This is a genomic window from Bittarella sp. HCP28S3_D9 (genome assembly GCF_052065655.1).
Taxonomy (GTDB): domain Bacteria; phylum Bacillota; class Clostridia; order Oscillospirales; family Ruminococcaceae; genus Bittarella; species Bittarella massiliensis.
Window position 1 is genome coordinate 81956 of the sequence record NZ_JBQHTP010000009.1, and the last position, 15877, is coordinate 97832.

Genomic DNA, 15877 nt, shown 5'->3' on the forward strand with positions numbered 1-15877 from the left:
ATCCGGTAACAACTGCATACCGCCCAAAAGGGAGTAACTTGCGGCGCCCTGCGCCGTCGTATGGTGCGTCAATCCGATTTTTGCAAAAAAATCCGCACATACTATAAAAAGTGAGACTTTTACTGTGGTTTTCACGGTGAAAGTCTCTTTTTTTGCACAGTTTTGGGCGGTGCAACTGCAGAGCGAAGAAATGGGAGTGCACAATGGAAGTTTTGTTTGAAAACATTCTCAACATCACCCCGGGCCAAATCGTCATGTGGGTCATCGGCGGGCTGCTGATTTGGCTGGCCATCAAAAAGGAGATGGAGCCCACCCTCTTGCTGCCCATGGGCTTTGGCGCCATCTTGGTGAACCTGCCCCTCTCGGGCGCGGTGGACCAGGTGGCCGGCAGCGGGGTGGAGCAGGGGGCCATCGACACCCTCTTTCGGGCGGGGATCGCCAACGAGCTGTTCCCCCTGCTGCTCTTTATCGGCATTGGCGCCATGATCGACTTTGGGCCGCTGCTGTCCAACCCCAAGATGTTGCTCTTCGGCGCGGCGGCGCAGTTCGGCATCTTCTTCACCCTGAGCATCGCCTCGCTCTTTGGCTTTGAGCTGCACGACGCGGCCTCTATCGCCATCATCGGCGCGGCCGACGGCCCCACCTCCATCTTTGTGGCCAACTATTTTGAGTCCAACTACGTGGGGGCCATCATCGTGGCGGCCTACTCCTACATGGCGCTGGTGCCCATTGTACAGCCGCCGGTGATCCGCCTGATCACCACCCAAAAGGAGCGGCGGATCAAAATGCCCTACAACCCCCTCTCCATCTCCAAGACGACCAAGATCCTGTTCCCCATCCTCATCACTGTCATCGCCGGGCTGATTGCCCCCAAATCGGTCTCGCTGATCGGCTTTTTGATGTTTGGCAACCTCATTCGCGAGTGCGGGGTGCTGGGGATGCTCTCCGAGACCGCGCAGAAGGTGCTGGCCAACCTGATCACCCTGCTTCTGGGGCTGACCATCGCCACCAAGATGCAGGCCGAGTACTTCCTGCAGCCGGCGACCCTGCTCATCATGGGGCTGGGGCTGGTGGCCTTCATCTTCGACACGGTGGGGGGCGTGCTCTTCGCCAAGCTGCTCAACCTCTTTTGCAAAAAGAAGGTCAACCCCATGGTGGGGGCGGCCGGCATCTCGGCCTTCCCCATGTCGGCCCGGGTCATTCACAAGATGGGCCTCAAGGAGGACCCCCAGAACTTCCTGCTGATGCATGCGGCTGGGGCCAACGTGGCCGGGCAGATCGCCTCGGTCATCGCCGGCGGGCTGATCATCAGCCTGATTGCCAAGTAAGGAGGGCGCGCTGTGTTTCACATTCCCGAATTTTTATCGACCCTGCCCATCATGGGCTACGGGATGGGCGGCATCTTTGCCGTCATCCTCGTCATCTATTTGAGCATCAAGCTGCTGTGCAAGTTCTTCCCCGAGCGGGGGGAGGAGAAGTAGCCCCCCAGCTGGAAGGCCTTTCTCCGCAACAAGCTAGCCCCGGGCACCTGATTGGGTGTCCGGGGCTAGCTCTCTTTTGGGCAGAAGGGGGAACTACCGCCCCAGCCGCCGCGCGATCTCCTCCACCATCTCGTCGCAGTAGAGGATGCGCTCGCCGATTTTCAGTTCTTTGGCCAGTTCGCCGATGGCGGTCTTGCGGATGCGGGAGGTGCTGACCACCTCTTCATTCCAGAAGATGTCGCGGGCGCTGCCGTCGGCAATGATGTGCTTTTGGGCCATGGCCACCACCCGGTCGAAGTTGTCGGCCACAAATTCCATGTCGTGGGTGATGGTGATGACGCTGCGCCCTTCGGCCTGCAGGGCGTCGATCAGGTGGGAGAGGATGGCGATCCCCTCCGCGTCCTGCCCGGCGGTGGGTTCGTCGAGGATGAGGTAGGGGGTCTCGGTGGCCAGGATGGCGGCGATGGCCACAAACTTGCGGGTGGAGTAGGGGATGTCGAAGGGGTTTTTCTTCAGGTATTTGGCGATGCCGGTGAGCTCGACTGCCCGGTCCACCCGGCGCTTGATCTCCTTTTCCTCCATCTTCAGGTAGCGGGGCATGTACTCGATTTCGGCGATGACGCTCTTGTTGAAGATCTGGTCGTCGGGGTTTTGAAAGACATAGCCCACGTAGGTGGAGATCTGGGCGGTGGTCTTCTCCTTGGTGTTGACCCCGTCGACGATGACGTCGCCGCCCGAGGGCTTGTGCAGCCCGTTCATCATCTTGACGGCGGTGGTCTTGCCGGCCCCGTTCTGGCCGACGATGCCCACCTTTTCGCCGCTCTCGATGAGCAGGTCCAGGTGCTCAACGGCGGTGTAGCCGTTGGGGTAGGTAAAGGATGCGTCCTTCAGTTCAATTGCCATCAGCTCTCTCCCCCCAATCTCTCTTCAATGGCCGCGATGGCGTCTTTTTGGGTGATGGGGATGCGCGCCAGCCCAATTCCCCTTTTCTCCAGCCTGCTGCCCAGCAGCGCCACCTGGGGGATCTGGGCGCCGTGCTCTAAGAGGGCGGGGTTTTGCAGCACCTCCTGCGCGGGGCCGTGAAAGGCCACCTGGGCCTTTTCCAGCACCACGATCTCGTCGGCGTACTCGGCCAGCAGGTCGATCTTGTGCTCGACGAGGAGCACCGTCTTCCCCTGCTCTTTGAGCAGCTGGATGATGGCGAAGACGTCGGCCGTCCCCTCGGGGTCGAGCTGGGAGGTGGGCTCGTCGATGACCAGGGTGTCGGAGTCCATGGCGATGATGGCGGCAAAGGCCACCCGCTGCCGCTGCCCGCCGGAGAGGGCATTGGGGTCGCGCTTGATGAGGTCTTCGATTTTCAGCAGCTTGCAGACCCGAATGACCCGCTCGATCATCTCATCTTTGGGGATGCCCAGGTTTTCAAGGCCCAGGGCGATCTCTTCAAAGACGGTCTCCTTGACGCCGCTGATCTGGGTAAAGGGGTTTTGAAAGACATAGCCAATCTGGGTGGCCAGCTGGTCGGTGTCCCACTTTTTGACGTCGGTGCCGTCGATGATGGTCTTGCCGGTGAGGGAGCCGCCGTAGAAGTGGGGGACCAGTCCCCGCACCAGGTTGCACAGGGTGGTCTTGCCGGCCCCGTTCTGGCCGATGATGCCGTAGAATTTCCCCTTTTCAAAGGAGAGGTCCACGTGCTTGAGGGCAAAGGTCTTGGCCAGGGGGTATTTGTAGGAGACGTCTTGTAAGGTGATAAAACTCATAGCCAGATGATCCTCCCCACAATGACCGCCACGAGGGCGATGTCGATGAGAATGATGACCGCCTTTTCGGCAGCCGGGGTCTTGCGCAGCTCCCGCAGGAAGGTGTGCTTCACCGGGGCGGAGAAGGCGCGGGCGTCCATGGCGATGGACTTCTCCTCGGTGTTGGAGATGGCCCCCAGCACCAGCGGCCCGATGATGGGGATAAAGGCCTTCATCCGGCTGATGAGACCGCCCTCGGTCTCAATGCCGCGGGCCTTCTGGGAGTCCATGATGACCTTGGAGCTCTCCCCCAAATCGGTGATGGCCTGCATCGAGGCCAGGCAGATGTAGGAGGTCTCGTGGGAGACGCCGATGCGCTCGAGGGAGTACATCAGGTCGCGCATGGGGGTGATGTTGTAAAAGAGGATGACCGCCGCGCAGAAGGCGACCACCGTGCCCGCCACCCGCAGGCCGTAGAAGATGCTCTCCACCGTCACGTGGATGTTGCCCCAGCTGAAGAGGACGGTGGTGCCCTCGGTGAACATGGCGCGCATCAAAAAGAGGATGGCGCCCACCAGCAGGAAAACCTTGTAAAACATCTTGAAAAAGGGGCCGAATTTGCCGGCGATGGCCGCCAGGATGAGGAAACCCGCCATCATGGCGTAGCCAATCCACCAGTAGGGGAGGATGAAGCCCACGGCCGCCATCACCGCGCAGAAGTTGAACTTGTTGAGGGGATTGACGTCCATCAGCCAGTTCCCGTAGAGCTGGGGCTTTTTAAAGGAATAGGCAAAATCCAGATCCAAACCGATCCACTCCTTTGTGTCAAAATTTGGGGCTGCCTTGGGAAAAGGGACAGGCCGCTGCTCACCCAGCGGCCTGTCTTTTTTTGCAGTCGAGGTTGGGAAGGGGGACGGAAAACGCTAGAGGGTCTCTTCCTCTTCGTCGTCCTCGTCGGCGCCGCTGGCGCCGATGTAGACGTGGCCGAGCGGCAGCTTGGTGAGGAAGCGGTTGGGCATGCTCTTGAGGATGATAAAGACAATGATCACCGTGGGGACCTTGTCGAGCAAGTCGGCAAAGGCCTCAGAGGCAAAGCAGGCGGGAGCGACCGACCAGCCGGCCGCGACCAGGGCGCCGGTGATGAGGCCGGTGGCGTTGGCGCCGTAGCCACCTAGGAAGAGGATGGTGATGCAGGGGCCGATGACGCCGCCGATGAAGCCGAAGACCAGGGCGGACAGCAGGGTTTTCCACAGGCTCTTAAAGACGCCGATTTTGGAGAACCAGCCGGCCACAAAGCCGAAGGCCACGTTGAGCACCGCGTAGTAGAGGGTGGTTGGCGAGGTGATGGCGTTGAGCAGGTTGGTGATGAGACCGACCAGGGCGCCGGGGACGCCGCCGCAGAGCGCGCCCACCACAATGGTGCCGATGGCGTCCAGGTAGAGCGGCAGTTTGAGCAGAATGGCGATCTGCCCACCCACGAAGTTGACTGCAATGCCGATGGGAATCAAGAAGATGACCAGTTTGTTCATTTTTTTCATGGATGCGTACCTCCTCAGAAGTTGTAATCCGTTCGGCCTGCCAAACAAGGCGGGAAACGACCTCGACAAGCACTTCCCTCTTGTTAACAAACTGTAAATACTACTACCCACAGTATAGTGTTAGTCAACAAAAAAATCAATCATTTTCTTTTATTTTATCGATATTACCAAAAAAGAGAGGGCGGTTTTGACAGGATAGCGAGTCCTCTTTTCGCGCCGTCCCCGGTGCGGCCTGTCGGCCCGCACCGGGGGCGGGGCGGGGGGAGCCGGTGGCCGGAAAACAGGGGGCCGGGTCTGTGGAGAGGGGCGACGCGCCCTTGCCAATTTGCCCGAAATGGGGTACACTGACACCGGGAAATCAGCTGGTTTTCCGATCGATCGTCACAAGGGGGAGGGCCTTGCTATGCTGCTTGTGCTGAATGTGGGCAATACTGCCATCTCGGCGGGGGCGTTCGCGGGGGAGGAGCTGCGATTTGTCGCGCAGACCGCCACCCGCAAGGGCGCGACCGCCTTTGACCTGGCCCTGCACATCCGCCAGGCGCTGGCCCTGGCCGGCGGGGGAGAGGAGCCCTTTTCGGGGGCGATCCTCTCCTGCGTGGTGCCCTCGCTGCGCCAGGCGGCGGCTGAGGCGGCCGACCTGCTGGTGCGGCCGGGGGGGCGCAGGTTGGTGTTGGGACCCGGCGTCAAGACGGGGCTTGACATCCGCACCCAGAACCCGGCGGCCACCGGCAGCGACCTGGTGGCCCTGGCGGTGGGGGCGCTGACCCTGGCAGGGGGGCCCTGCGCGGCCTTCTCCCTGGGGACGGCCACCGCCGCCGTGGCCCTGGGGGAGGGCGGCGCTCTGCGGGGCACCGCCGTGATGCCCGGCCTGGCCCTCTCGCTGGAGGCCCTGCGGGAGCGGGCGGCCTGCCTGCCGGAAATCGCCCTGGAGGGGGGCTTTGCGCCCCCCCTGGGAAGCGACACGGTGGGGGCCATGCGGGGCGGGTTGCTCCACGGCCACGCCGCCATGCTCGACGGGATGGCCGAGCGGCTGCAGGAGGCGCTGGGGACGGACTGCCCCCTCTACCTCTGCGGGCGGTGGGCAGCCCTGGTGCAGCCCTACTGCCGGGTGCCTTTCCTCTTAAAAGAGCACCTGCTGCTGCGGGGGCTCGCGGCCATCTATCGGAAAAATACAGCGGAGCGGCAGCGGGGCGAATAGCCCCGGCCCTTCTTTCCCAGAATATGCGCTGTATCCCGCCCTTCATGCGGGAACGGCAGCAGGAGGAATGCGCTGTGTCAAAGACGAGACGAAAGACAACCACCCTGGTGCAGATGGCGCTGCTGGCCGCCCTGATCGCGGTCCTGTCGGCGGTGCCCTGGCTGGGGTACATCAACCTGGGGTTCATCAACGCCACCACCGTCCACATCCCGGTGATCATCGGGGGGATCCTGCTGGGGCCCAAGGCGGGCGGGGTGCTGGGGGGCTTTTTCGGGCTCACCAGCCTGCTGAAAAACACCTTTCAGCCCAACCTGAGCAGCTTTGTCTTCTCCCCCTTCTACGGGGTGGGGGAGACCCACGGCAACCTGTGGAGCCTGGTGATCTGTCTGGTGCCCCGCATCCTCATCGGGGTGACAGCGGGGCTCTGCTACCGGGCCATCGCCCGGGGTGGCAGGCGAAAGACGGCGGCCATGGCCGTGGCGGCGGTGGCTGGCTCCCTCTGCAACACCCTGCTGGTGATGGGGGGCATCTACCTCTTTTTCGGGCCGGCCTACGCGGCGGCCCAGGGGGTGGATTACGGCGCCCTCTTCGGCTGGATCGCCGCCCTGGTGGGCACTGTGGGGGTGCCGGAGGCCCTGGTGGCGGCCGTCCTCTCCACCGCTGTCTGCCGGCCGCTGCTGGCATTGCAGGGGCGGGGCAGCCCCCAGGCCGGTCGATAGAATGGAGCAGTAAAAGCGAGGGCCCCCGGCACGGCGCTGTGCCGGGGGCCCTTTTGGGTGGAGAGGGGGGAGATACAGAGGGCGCTACTGCCGCGCGGATACCCGGGTGCTCCCCCTGCCCTGGTTGCCCAGCGCATCGCGCACCCAGGTGGTGTAGCTGCCCGGCGGCAGGGCAAAGGCAAACCAGCCGTCGGCCAGGTCCTGTTGCACCGGGTCGATGCGGCGGCCGTCCTCGCCGGTGCAGTACATCTCGGCCACGCCGCTGGGGTCGGCAAAGGTGAAGACGGTGAGACCCTCCTCCCACGCGCTGCCCTGCAAAACTGGGGGTTGGTCGTCGATGCAGGTGACCGACACCTCCCGGCTGGCGGCGCTGCCATTTTTCCCCCGGGCCACCAGGGTGTAGCGGCCGCTGCGGGGAACGGCCGCCGCATAGCGCCCGTCTCGGTGCGACAGGGGCAGGCGGAGGCCCTCCCCCTCCAAATAGACCTCCCGCAGCCCCGCGGGGCAGGACACCTGGGCGCTCACCTGGACCGGCTGGGTCTGGGGGACGCTGTCGGGCCACTCCACCCAATCGATCTGAACGGGGGCTGTGGCGGCGGTCCCCACTGCCAGGGCGGACAGAGTGGCGGCCAGCCCCGCCAGCAGGCGGAGAGGGGGGCGGCGGGAAGCGCGCTCTTTCCTGCCCTGACCGCCCGCCTGCCGCCAGCTCTGGCGGGCGATGCGGGCGACGGCGGGCCCTGCCAAGAGTCCCCCCAGCCCCATGGCCCCCCGCAGCTTGCCCATGGCCCGGCGCAGCAGCCGCTTGACCGTGCTCTCAGAGCGGCCCATGACAGCGGCGACGTCCCGCACCTTCAGCCGCTGCACATACCGCAACAGCACCGCCTCCCGCTCCTCCTCTGTGAGGGCGGTGAGGGCGGCCTGCATCCTCTCCACGTCGCTCTTCTTGTCGGCCCACTGCTGGGGGGTGGGGCTCAGGTCGGCCGCGTTGGCGGCCTCGCCCCCGGAGAGGGAGAGGGGGGCCTGCTGCCGCCGCTGCCGCTGCAGGTGCTGCAAACAGAGGTTGCGGCTGATACCGCTGAGATAGGCGGCCACCAGCTCGGGCGGGTCGATCTCCGCGATCTTCTGCCAGAGGTGCAGGTAGGTCTGCTGGAGCAGGTCCTCTGCCACCTGGGCGCTGCCCACCATCTGCAGGATGCGGTAGTACTGAAAGCGGGCGGTGGCGGCGTAGAGCCGGTCAAAGGCGGTCCGGTCCCCCGCGGCGGCCCTGCGGGCCAACTCCCCCAGTTCGGCGTGGCTATATGTCTTCACCTGGCGTCCCCCTGTCCCCAATCTCTCTGCCAATATAGCACGGCCGCCCCGCCGGGTGCAAGCGGGAAATTTTTTTGCCAAAATGTGACCCGTTTTTGCCAAAACTGCGAATTATTGATGAGCTTGTGTTTTGCACAAGCCTTTGTAGAGGGCGAGAGGGGCGCTGCGCTCAGCGGCGGCGCTACCCCCCAACAATAGGAGGCGGAAAGAGTGAAGCATCAAAAGAGCGGGCGCCAGCTTGGCGCCCTGCTGCTGTCGGCGGTGATGGCCCTGTCGGCGGGTGCAGTCTGGCAGGGGTTTCGGGCAAAGGCGGCGGGGGGAGAGGCGACGGCCCTGTCCATCGAGACCGGCCCGGCGGTCAAGGGGTCCGACGGGCGCTTTTCCTTTCCCGAATTGGTCCTGCGGGTGCCGGACGGCGCCCAGGTCAAGAGCGTCACAGTGCAGTTTTCCAGCGCGGTGGCCAGCGCCGACAACATCTCCCTTCCCCCCTCCGGGGGCTTTGTCCAGCTGGCTGGCAGCAAGAGCGGGAACGTGGCGATCAACGCCAGCGGCAAGAGCGCCCAGGAGTGGACCCAGTACCTGCGGGACAACCTGCGGGTGACCCTCGCCGGCAGCGAGATGAAGCGGTTGCGGCTGATTGCCAGCTACAGCGAGGCCACCGACATCTACGACTACAACGCCGAGACCGGGCACTACTACCAGGTGGTGCGGTCAGGAAGTAGCTGGAAGGCGGCGATGGCCGACGCGGACCAGCGGAAATATCTGGGGATGCAGGGGTATTTGGTGACCATCACCACCCAGGAGGAAAACGACTTTGTGGCCTCCCTCATCCCCAATATCAACACCTGGATGGGCGGCAGCTGTGACCCGGCCTACACCAAGGACCCAGACAGCGGGAATGCAAACCCCGGCCGCTGGTACTGGGTGTCCGGGCCGGAGGGGATCGCCGACAGCGGCAAGCCCCTGCTGTTTTGGGAGGGGGTTTGCAACACGTCGACCCCCAACGACCCGGCCAACAGCCGCAACGGCTGTTGGCTCAACTGGATCGAGACGAGCCGGGGCTGGCCGGTAAACGGACCCGATCACGGCGGGGCCCCGGGGATAGCCGGGGCGGAGCCCTATCTGTCCTCCTATCGGGAGAACGGGAGCCTGGGCTGGAACGACTTAAGCGACACGCAGACGATGGTTTATGTGGTGGAGTACGGCGGCATGCCCGGCGACAAGGTGGAGAGCGACGACTGCGCCAAAGAAGAAGTGAACCTGGACCCCAGCGGCAAGGCCCTCTCCACCAGCGCCAGCGACATCACCGTGGGGGAGGAGCCAAAGGTGGTGAGCAAGGCCAACGGCAGCCCGGTGGAGGCGGTGGTGTACACCTACTACCGGCGGGCCGACGACGGCAGCTGGCAGCCGGTGACCGCCCCGGAACACGTGGGGGAGTACCGGGTGGTCTCCGCCAAAGACGGCTACCAGGGGGACAGCGATACCTTTCAGGTGCTGCCCAAGGACATTTCGGTGGCCCCCGCCCCCGCTGCGGACGGCACGTACGCCAAGGTGTATGACGGCACGAACGGGTACGGCGGAGACATCTTCCTCTCGGGCCTGCCAGAGGGGGCAGATGTGCAGCTGCGCTGCACCGCCACCTTCAACAGCAAGGACGTGGCCACAGCCGATACCCTCACCCTGACGGGGCTGTCCCTCACCGGCGACGACGCGGGGGACTACACCCTCACCGGCCTCGCCGACGACAAGATAGAGGTGCCGGGCAGCATCACCCCCCGGCCGCTGGCGGTGGCCCCCACCTTTGCCGTCAGCGAGAGCTGGGCCGGGGTGCCCCTGCCCCACGACTACGGCCACACGGCGGTGGAATACGACCCCGACGGCAGCTGGGGCAGCATGCTGGGCGAGGGGGACGCCCTGGCCGACACCCTGGGTGAGCCGGCCTACAGCTGCCGGGCAGGGAAGGTGGAGCTGGACAGGCAGGCCCCCCTTGCCGGGTCGTACACCCTGGCGGTGACCTTTCCCGACGCCACTGAGCTGGCGCGGCAAAACTACGAGATCACCTGCGCCACCCTTCCCCTGCTCATCAAGGAGCGCCATCCCCCCACTGTGCGCCCCCAGGGCGAACAGCAGGGGCCCCTGGTCCCCAACGCCGTCACCGAAGGGGCCGGCGGGACCGTTCACGCGGTGGTGGCGGACGCGGTGGTCGAGCGGGTACGGCCCAGCGGCAGCCTTTCGCGGCTGGAGGTGCTCGGTCTGCTGATGGACCGCTACCAGGTGGACTCGGCCCTGCCCGACGGCGCGCTGACCTACTCGGCGGCCACCATCTTCAAAGGGGGCGCGGCGGCGGACGCGGTGGACCTCACCCGGCCGGGCAGCTACCTCCTCTCGGTCACCGCCACCGACAGTCTGGGCGACACCACCACCATTTTTCTGACCTATACCCTGGTAGAGGAACCGGTGGAGCCGACCCCGACCCCGCCGGACGGCGGCGCGGGCGACCCCAGCGGGGGCGAGCCGGACGCCCCCGAAACACCCACCCCTCCCCCGAGCGGCGGTCAGGCGACGGTGGAGAGCGACTCGGACAGCGGACACCAAAACTCCATCATCACCGGCGACGGGGCCATTGCCCCCAGCGACAGCGGCCTGCTGTTGGCCGGGGCTTCCCTGGCCGCCCTCTCCCTGGGCGGGGTCGCCCTCTTCGGCGGCCGAAAGGGCCGCCGGTATAAGCGGTAGAAACTTTGCGGACAGAGGCCGCGCGGCCTCCCGTTTGAGGCGGCCAGTGGGCGGTGTGGGCCCCCTCTTCCCACCGCCCACGCCTCGCCGATAGAAAAAGGACCCCAAGAATCCGCTCCTGCTTGTACAGGCGGGCAGCCCCCCGGCGCAAAATCTGCGCCGGGGGGCTTTTTCGCGGCGGACCTCATCCGGCCAGGTAGCTGCCTCCTCCCGGTCACCGCCACCGGCAGCCTGGGTGGCGCCGCCGCTGGTCTGCCGAGCTCCCCCTCGGTACCGCCGGGGGAGGGCGGTGGAAGGGGGGAGAGAAAGTTTTTTCCAAAGGACAAAAGGGTGTTGACAACCGTGCTGATTGTATATATACTGTATATACAATATATCGATATATTTGAGTGTTTGAGGTGACCCATGGACATCATCATCCAGAATTCCAGCGACAAACCCATCTACCAGCAGATCGTCGACCAGGTCAAAGACAAGGTTTTGACCGGGGTTTTGCAGCCGGGGGAGGCGCTGCCCTCCATGCGGCTGTTGGCCCGGGAGCTGAAGATCAGCGTGATCACCACCAAGCGCGCCTACGAGGAGTTGGAGAGGGAGGGGTTCCTCACCACCCAGCCCGGGCGGGGCAGCTTTGTGGCCGAGAAAAACCTGGAATTTGCCCGAGAAGAGCGGATGCGCGCCCTGGAGGAGAGCTTGGCCAAAGCCGTGGAGCTGGCCCGGGGCTGCGGCGTGTCGGAGCGGGAGTTGGTACAGCTGGTGACATTGCTTTACAGTGGAGAGTGAGAGTATGATGACGCAAAATTGTTTGGAACTGCGCGGGGTCGGCAAGAACTACGGCTCCTTTGCCCTGCGGGACGTGGATTTGAGCGTGCCCAAGGGCTGTATCATGGGCCTGGTGGGGCAAAACGGCGCGGGCAAGACCACCCTGCTCAAGTTGATTTTAAACCTGATTGCCCGGGACAGCGGCGAGATTTCGGTGCTGGGGATGGACAATTTAAAAGAGGAGATGGCCATCAAGCGGCAGCTGGGGGTGGTGATGGACGAAAGCGCCTTTCACGACTTCCTGACCCCGCAAAAGGTCTCCAAAATCATGGCGGGCATCTACCCCAACTGGGACGGAAGGCAGTTTGCCGACTACCTGCAGCGCTTCGGCCTGCGGCCGGGGGATTCCATCAAGAATTTTTCCCGGGGAATGAAGGCAAAGCTCTCCATCGCCGCGGCCCTGAGCCACGCGCCCCAACTGCTGCTGCTCGACGAGCCCACCAGCGGTCTGGACCCGGTGGTGCGCGACGAGATACTGGACATCTTCGCCGAGTTCATCGGCGATGGGGAGCACTCGATCCTCATCTCCTCCCACATCACCAGCGACTTGGAGCGGGTGGCCGACTACATCGCCCTGCTGGATGAGGGCCAGCTGATTTTTTGCGAGGAGAAGGACGCCCTTCTCTATGGCTACAGCGTGCTCAAGGGCACCCGGGAACAGCTGGAGCGGCTGGACCGCAGCGAGCTGATCGGCCTGCGGGAGACCAGCTTTGGCTTTGACGCGCTGGTGGAGCGCAGCGAGGAGAACCGCCGCCGCTTTGAGGGGTTGGTCTTTGACCGCTGCACCCTGGAGGAAATGGTGCTCTACTTTATAAGGGGGAAGAAGAGATGAAGGGACTTTTGCTCAAGGATTTCTGCATCTTCGGCAAATCGGCCAAGTTTTACATCCTCTACCTGGTCGGGATGGCGGTGTTGGGGCTGGGGATGAAGAGTTCTGCCTTTATCGTGGGGATCGTGGTGATGATGCTCTCCATCCTCTGCATCAGCACCTTCTCCTACGACGACATGGCCCGCTGGCCGGCCTATGCCGCCGCGCTGCCGGTGAGCCGGGGCAAGGTGGTGCTCTCCAAGTACGCGCTGGGGATGGGGATGCCCCTGCTGGGGGGCGTGGTCGCCCTCCTCATCACCGTTGGGTACTCCTTTATCCGCCCGGAGAACATGGTGGAAAACGCCCTGACGGCGGGGCTGACCGCCTGCGTGGGGATGCTCTTCAACCTGATTTTGCTGCCACCCACCTTTAAGTGGGGGGCGGAGAAGAGCCGCATCATCCTCTATGCGGCCATGGCCGCCGTCTTTGCCATCGTCTTTCTCGCGGAAAAGCTCCCCGCCCTCAAGCTGCCTTCCCTGCCGCAGCTGCCGACGGGGCTCTGGGTGGGGTTGATCGCCGCCGTGATGGTGGGGCTGACCCTGATTTCCTACGGCGTCTCCTGCCGGATCTACGCCAAGAAAGAGTTTTAGAGGGCTGAGCCAAAGGGCGCGCCCCTCCCCAAACAGAGGGAGGGGCGCGCCCTTTTTTGGTGTGGAAAAGGGGAAAAACAAAAGGTCAGAAAAAGTCAAAAATATTTTTGCGGCGTTCACAATTTGTACACAGGTATCGGGTATATTATATTTAGCACTCAAGAGAATAGACTGCTAAAAGTGTGAAGAGAATGGGAGGGTGGTTCCAATGAACGCCAACAAACTGACACAGAAATCGCTGGAAGCGGTGCAGACCGCCCAGAGCCTGGCCATAGAGCACAGCAACGTGCAGATCGAGCAGGAGCACCTGGTTTCGGCCCTGCTGGAACAGCCCGAGGGGCTGATCCCCTCGCTTGTCAAAAAGATGGGCTGCGACCTGGAGGCCCTGCGCGCCGCCGTGCGCCAGCGCATCGAGGGGATGCCCGGCGTCTCGGGCCCCGGGCGGGAGCCGGACAAGATCTACGTCTCGCAGGAGGTGGACCAGGCCCTGGTGCAGGCCGAGGCCGAAGCGGGGCGGATGCAGGACGAGTACGTCTCGGTGGAGCACCTGCTGCTGGGGCTGCTGGAGCGGCCCAGCACCTCCATGCGGGAGATTTGGAGCCGTTTTGGGGTGAAAAAGGACGGCTTTCTGGCCGCCCTGTCGTCGGTGCGGGGGAATACCCGGGTCACCAGCGACACCCCGGAGGAGACCTATGACGCCCTGAAAAAGTACGGGCAGGATCTGGTGGAGCTGGCCCGCGCCCAGAAGCTGGACCCGGTCATCGGCCGGGACGCGGAGATCCGCAACGCCATCCGCATCCTCTCGCGCAAGACCAAGAACAACCCAGTCCTCATCGGCGAGCCCGGCGTGGGCAAAACCGCCATTGCCGAGGGGCTGGCCCTGCGCATTGCCAGGGGGGATGTGCCCGACAACCTAAAAGACCGCAAGCTCTTCTCCCTGGACATGGGGTCCCTGGTGGCAGGGGCCAAGTTCCGGGGCGAGTTTGAGGAGCGGTTGAAGGCCGTTTTGGGCGAGGTGAAGAAGAGCGAGGGCCGGATCATCCTCTTTATCGACGAGCTGCACACCATTGTGGGGGCGGGCAAGACCGAGGGCTCGATGGACGCGGGCAACCTCCTGAAGCCGATGCTGGCGCGGGGCGAACTGCACTGCATCGGCGCCACCACCCTGGACGAGTACCGCCAGTACATCGAAAAGGACCCGGCGCTGGAGCGCAGGTTCCAGCCGGTGATGGTGGAGGAGCCGGACGTGGAGGACACCATCTCCATCCTCCGGGGGCTCAAGGAGCGCTACGAGGTGTTTCACGGGGTGAAGATCCAGGACGCCGCCCTCATCGCTGCGGCCACCCTCTCCAACCGCTACATCACCGACCGCTTCCTGCCGGACAAGGCCATCGACTTGGTGGACGAGGCCTGCGCCATGGTGCGCACCGAGATCGACTCGATGCCCGCCGAACTCGACGAGATCTCCCGCAGGATCATGCAGTACGAAATTGAGGAGGCGGCCCTGAAGAAGGAGACCGACCGCCTCTCCCAGGACCACCTGGCGGAGATCCAAAAGGAGCTGGCCGACCTGCGGGCCCAGTTCAAGGAGATGAAGGCCAAGTGGGAAAACGAGAAAAACGCCATCTCCAAGGTGCAGAACCTCCGCGCTGAAATCGAGCAGGTGAACGCCGAGATCGAACAGGCGGAGCAGCAATACGACTTGAACCGGGCCGCCGAGCTCAAGTACGGGCGGCTGCCCGGCCTGAAAAAGGAACTGGAAGAGGAGGAGAAGATCGCCGAGCAGGGACAGAAGGGCGCGGGCAGCCTGCTGCGCGACCGGGTCACCGACGAGGAGATCGCCAAGATCGTCGGCCGCTGGACCGGCATCCCCGTCTCCCGGCTGGTGGAGGGGGAGCGCGACAAGCTGCTGCGGCTGCCCGAAGAGCTGCACCGCCGGGTGGTGGGGCAGGACGAGGCGGTGGAGAAGGTCTCCGAGGCCATCCTCCGCTCCCGGGCGGGGATCCAGGACCCGGATCGCCCCATCGGTTCCTTCCTCTTTTTGGGGCCCACCGGCGTGGGCAAGACCGAGCTGGCCAAGGCCCTGGCGCAGGCCCTCTTCGACGACGAGCGCAGCATGGTGCGCATCGACATGACCGAGTACATGGAGAAGTTCGCCGTCTCCCGCCTCATCGGCGCGCCTCCGGGCTATGTGGGCTACGAGGAGGGGGGCCAGCTGACCGAGCAGGTGCGCCGCCACCCCTACAGCGTCATCCTCTTTGACGAGGTGGAGAAGGCCCACCCCGACGTCTTCAACATCCTCTTGCAGGTGCTCGACGACGGGCGGATCACCGACTCCCAGGGGCGGACGGTGGACTTTAAGAACACCATCATCATCCTCACCTCCAACCTGGGTTCCGGCGCCATTCTGGAGGGGATCGGCTCCGACGGGCAGATTTCCGAGGGCGCCAAGGAGGAGGTCAGCGGGCTGCTGCGCCGCCAGTTCCGGCCCGAATTCCTCAACCGGCTGGACGAAATCGTCTTCTACAAACCCCTCACCAGGGAGGAGATATCCGGCATTGTGGAGCTGCAGATCGCAGACCTGCGCCGCCGGTTGGCCGACAAGCAGCTGTCGGTGGAGCTGACCGCCGCCGCCAAGGAGTATGTGGTGGCCCAGGGGTACGACCCGGTCTACGGCGCCAGACCCCTCAAGCGCTTCATCCAGAGCAAGGTGGAGACCCTGATTGCCCGGCTGATCATCCGCGCCGAGTTGGCGCCCCGCACCGCTATTGTGGTGGACTATGACGGCCACCAGCTGACCGCCGAGCCCAAGGGCGAGTTGCAGGCGCTCTGATTTTTCGACAGACAGAAAGGGGGCCCGGCAGCGGGTGCGAGAGTGCCGCTGCCG

Annotated in this window: 14 protein-coding genes; 9 read left to right on the forward strand and 5 right to left on the reverse strand. The window is 64.2% G+C overall.

What is annotated here, in order from left to right; all coding sequences use genetic code 11:
- Positions 1-203: 203 nt before the first annotated feature.
- Positions 204-1328, forward strand: coding sequence for a sodium ion-translocating decarboxylase subunit beta (locus tag ACTNAU_RS06710; protein WP_021658325.1), 1125 nt, complete (start codon positions 204-206; stop codon positions 1326-1328).
- A 12-nt stretch (positions 1329-1340) separates the two neighbouring features.
- Positions 1341-1481 (forward strand): OadG-related small transporter subunit, encoded by a 141-nt coding sequence (locus tag ACTNAU_RS06715; RefSeq protein ID WP_441097943.1) that lies wholly within the window; start codon positions 1341-1343, stop codon positions 1479-1481.
- 93 nt (positions 1482-1574) lie between these two features.
- Here ACTNAU_RS06715 and ACTNAU_RS06720 read toward each other — a convergent pair whose 3' ends face one another.
- The 4 genes from ACTNAU_RS06720 to ACTNAU_RS06735 all read right to left on the reverse strand — a co-directional run bounded on the left by ACTNAU_RS06720 (position 1575) and on the right by ACTNAU_RS06735 (position 4755).
- Positions 1575-2384 carry an energy-coupling factor ABC transporter ATP-binding protein gene (locus ACTNAU_RS06720; protein ID WP_207721195.1) on the reverse strand — a complete coding sequence of 270 codons (810 nt, stop codon included), beginning with the start codon at positions 2382-2384 and terminating at the stop codon, positions 1575-1577.
- Positions 2384-3238 carry an energy-coupling factor ABC transporter ATP-binding protein gene (locus ACTNAU_RS06725; protein WP_216401837.1) on the reverse strand — a complete coding sequence of 285 codons (855 nt, stop codon included), beginning with the start codon at positions 3236-3238 and terminating at the stop codon, positions 2384-2386. Before ACTNAU_RS06725 ends, ACTNAU_RS06720 begins: the two co-directional genes overlap by 1 nt.
- Positions 3235-4023: an energy-coupling factor transporter transmembrane component T family protein gene (locus ACTNAU_RS06730; protein WP_207721196.1), complete on the reverse strand. Its 789-nt coding sequence runs from the start codon at positions 4021-4023 to the stop codon at positions 3235-3237. The genes ACTNAU_RS06725 and ACTNAU_RS06730 overlap by 4 nt, the downstream gene beginning before the upstream one ends.
- A 117-nt stretch (positions 4024-4140) precedes the next feature.
- Positions 4141-4755, reverse strand: coding sequence for an ECF transporter S component (locus ACTNAU_RS06735; protein ID WP_185914931.1), 615 nt, complete (start codon positions 4753-4755; stop codon positions 4141-4143).
- 403 nt (positions 4756-5158) lie between these two features.
- Here ACTNAU_RS06735 and ACTNAU_RS06740 point away from each other — a divergent pair, with 403 nt between their 5' ends.
- Positions 5159-5953: a type III pantothenate kinase gene (locus tag ACTNAU_RS06740; protein ID WP_441097944.1), complete on the forward strand. Its 795-nt coding sequence runs from the start codon at positions 5159-5161 to the stop codon at positions 5951-5953.
- Positions 5954-6027: 74 nt separating this feature from the next.
- Positions 6028-6672, forward strand: a complete 645-nt coding sequence (locus tag ACTNAU_RS06745) for an ECF transporter S component (RefSeq protein WP_441097945.1) — start codon at positions 6028-6030, stop codon at positions 6670-6672.
- An 84-nt stretch (positions 6673-6756) separates the two neighbouring features.
- Here ACTNAU_RS06745 and ACTNAU_RS06750 read toward each other — a convergent pair whose 3' ends face one another.
- On the reverse strand, positions 6757-7980 hold the full coding sequence (locus tag ACTNAU_RS06750) for an RNA polymerase sigma factor (RefSeq protein WP_441097946.1): 1224 nt from the start codon (positions 7978-7980) through the stop codon (positions 6757-6759).
- A 210-nt stretch (positions 7981-8190) separates the two neighbouring features.
- Here ACTNAU_RS06750 and ACTNAU_RS06755 point away from each other — a divergent pair, with 210 nt between their 5' ends.
- The 5 genes from ACTNAU_RS06755 (at position 8191) to clpB (ending at position 15823) form a co-directional block, all read left to right on the forward strand.
- The gene (locus ACTNAU_RS06755) at positions 8191-10713 is read left to right on the forward strand and encodes a YDG domain-containing protein (RefSeq protein WP_441097947.1); all 2523 of its coding nucleotides are present in this window, start codon (positions 8191-8193) and stop codon (positions 10711-10713) included.
- A 405-nt stretch (positions 10714-11118) separates the two neighbouring features.
- On the forward strand, positions 11119-11493 hold the full coding sequence (locus tag ACTNAU_RS06760) for a GntR family transcriptional regulator (RefSeq protein WP_021660241.1): 375 nt from the start codon (positions 11119-11121) through the stop codon (positions 11491-11493).
- Positions 11494-11497: 4 nt separating this feature from the next.
- Positions 11498-12364 carry an ABC transporter ATP-binding protein gene (locus tag ACTNAU_RS06765; RefSeq protein WP_256136370.1) on the forward strand — a complete coding sequence of 289 codons (867 nt, stop codon included), beginning with the start codon at positions 11498-11500 and terminating at the stop codon, positions 12362-12364.
- Complete coding sequence (locus ACTNAU_RS06770) at positions 12361-12990, forward strand: ABC-2 transporter permease (protein ID WP_441097948.1); 630 nt, start codon at positions 12361-12363, stop codon at positions 12988-12990. Before ACTNAU_RS06765 ends, ACTNAU_RS06770 begins: the two co-directional genes overlap by 4 nt.
- 208 nt (positions 12991-13198) lie before the next feature.
- On the forward strand, positions 13199-15823 hold the full coding sequence (clpB, locus tag ACTNAU_RS06775) for an ATP-dependent chaperone ClpB (protein WP_441097949.1): 2625 nt from the start codon (positions 13199-13201) through the stop codon (positions 15821-15823).
- Positions 15824-15877 lie beyond the last annotated feature (54 nt).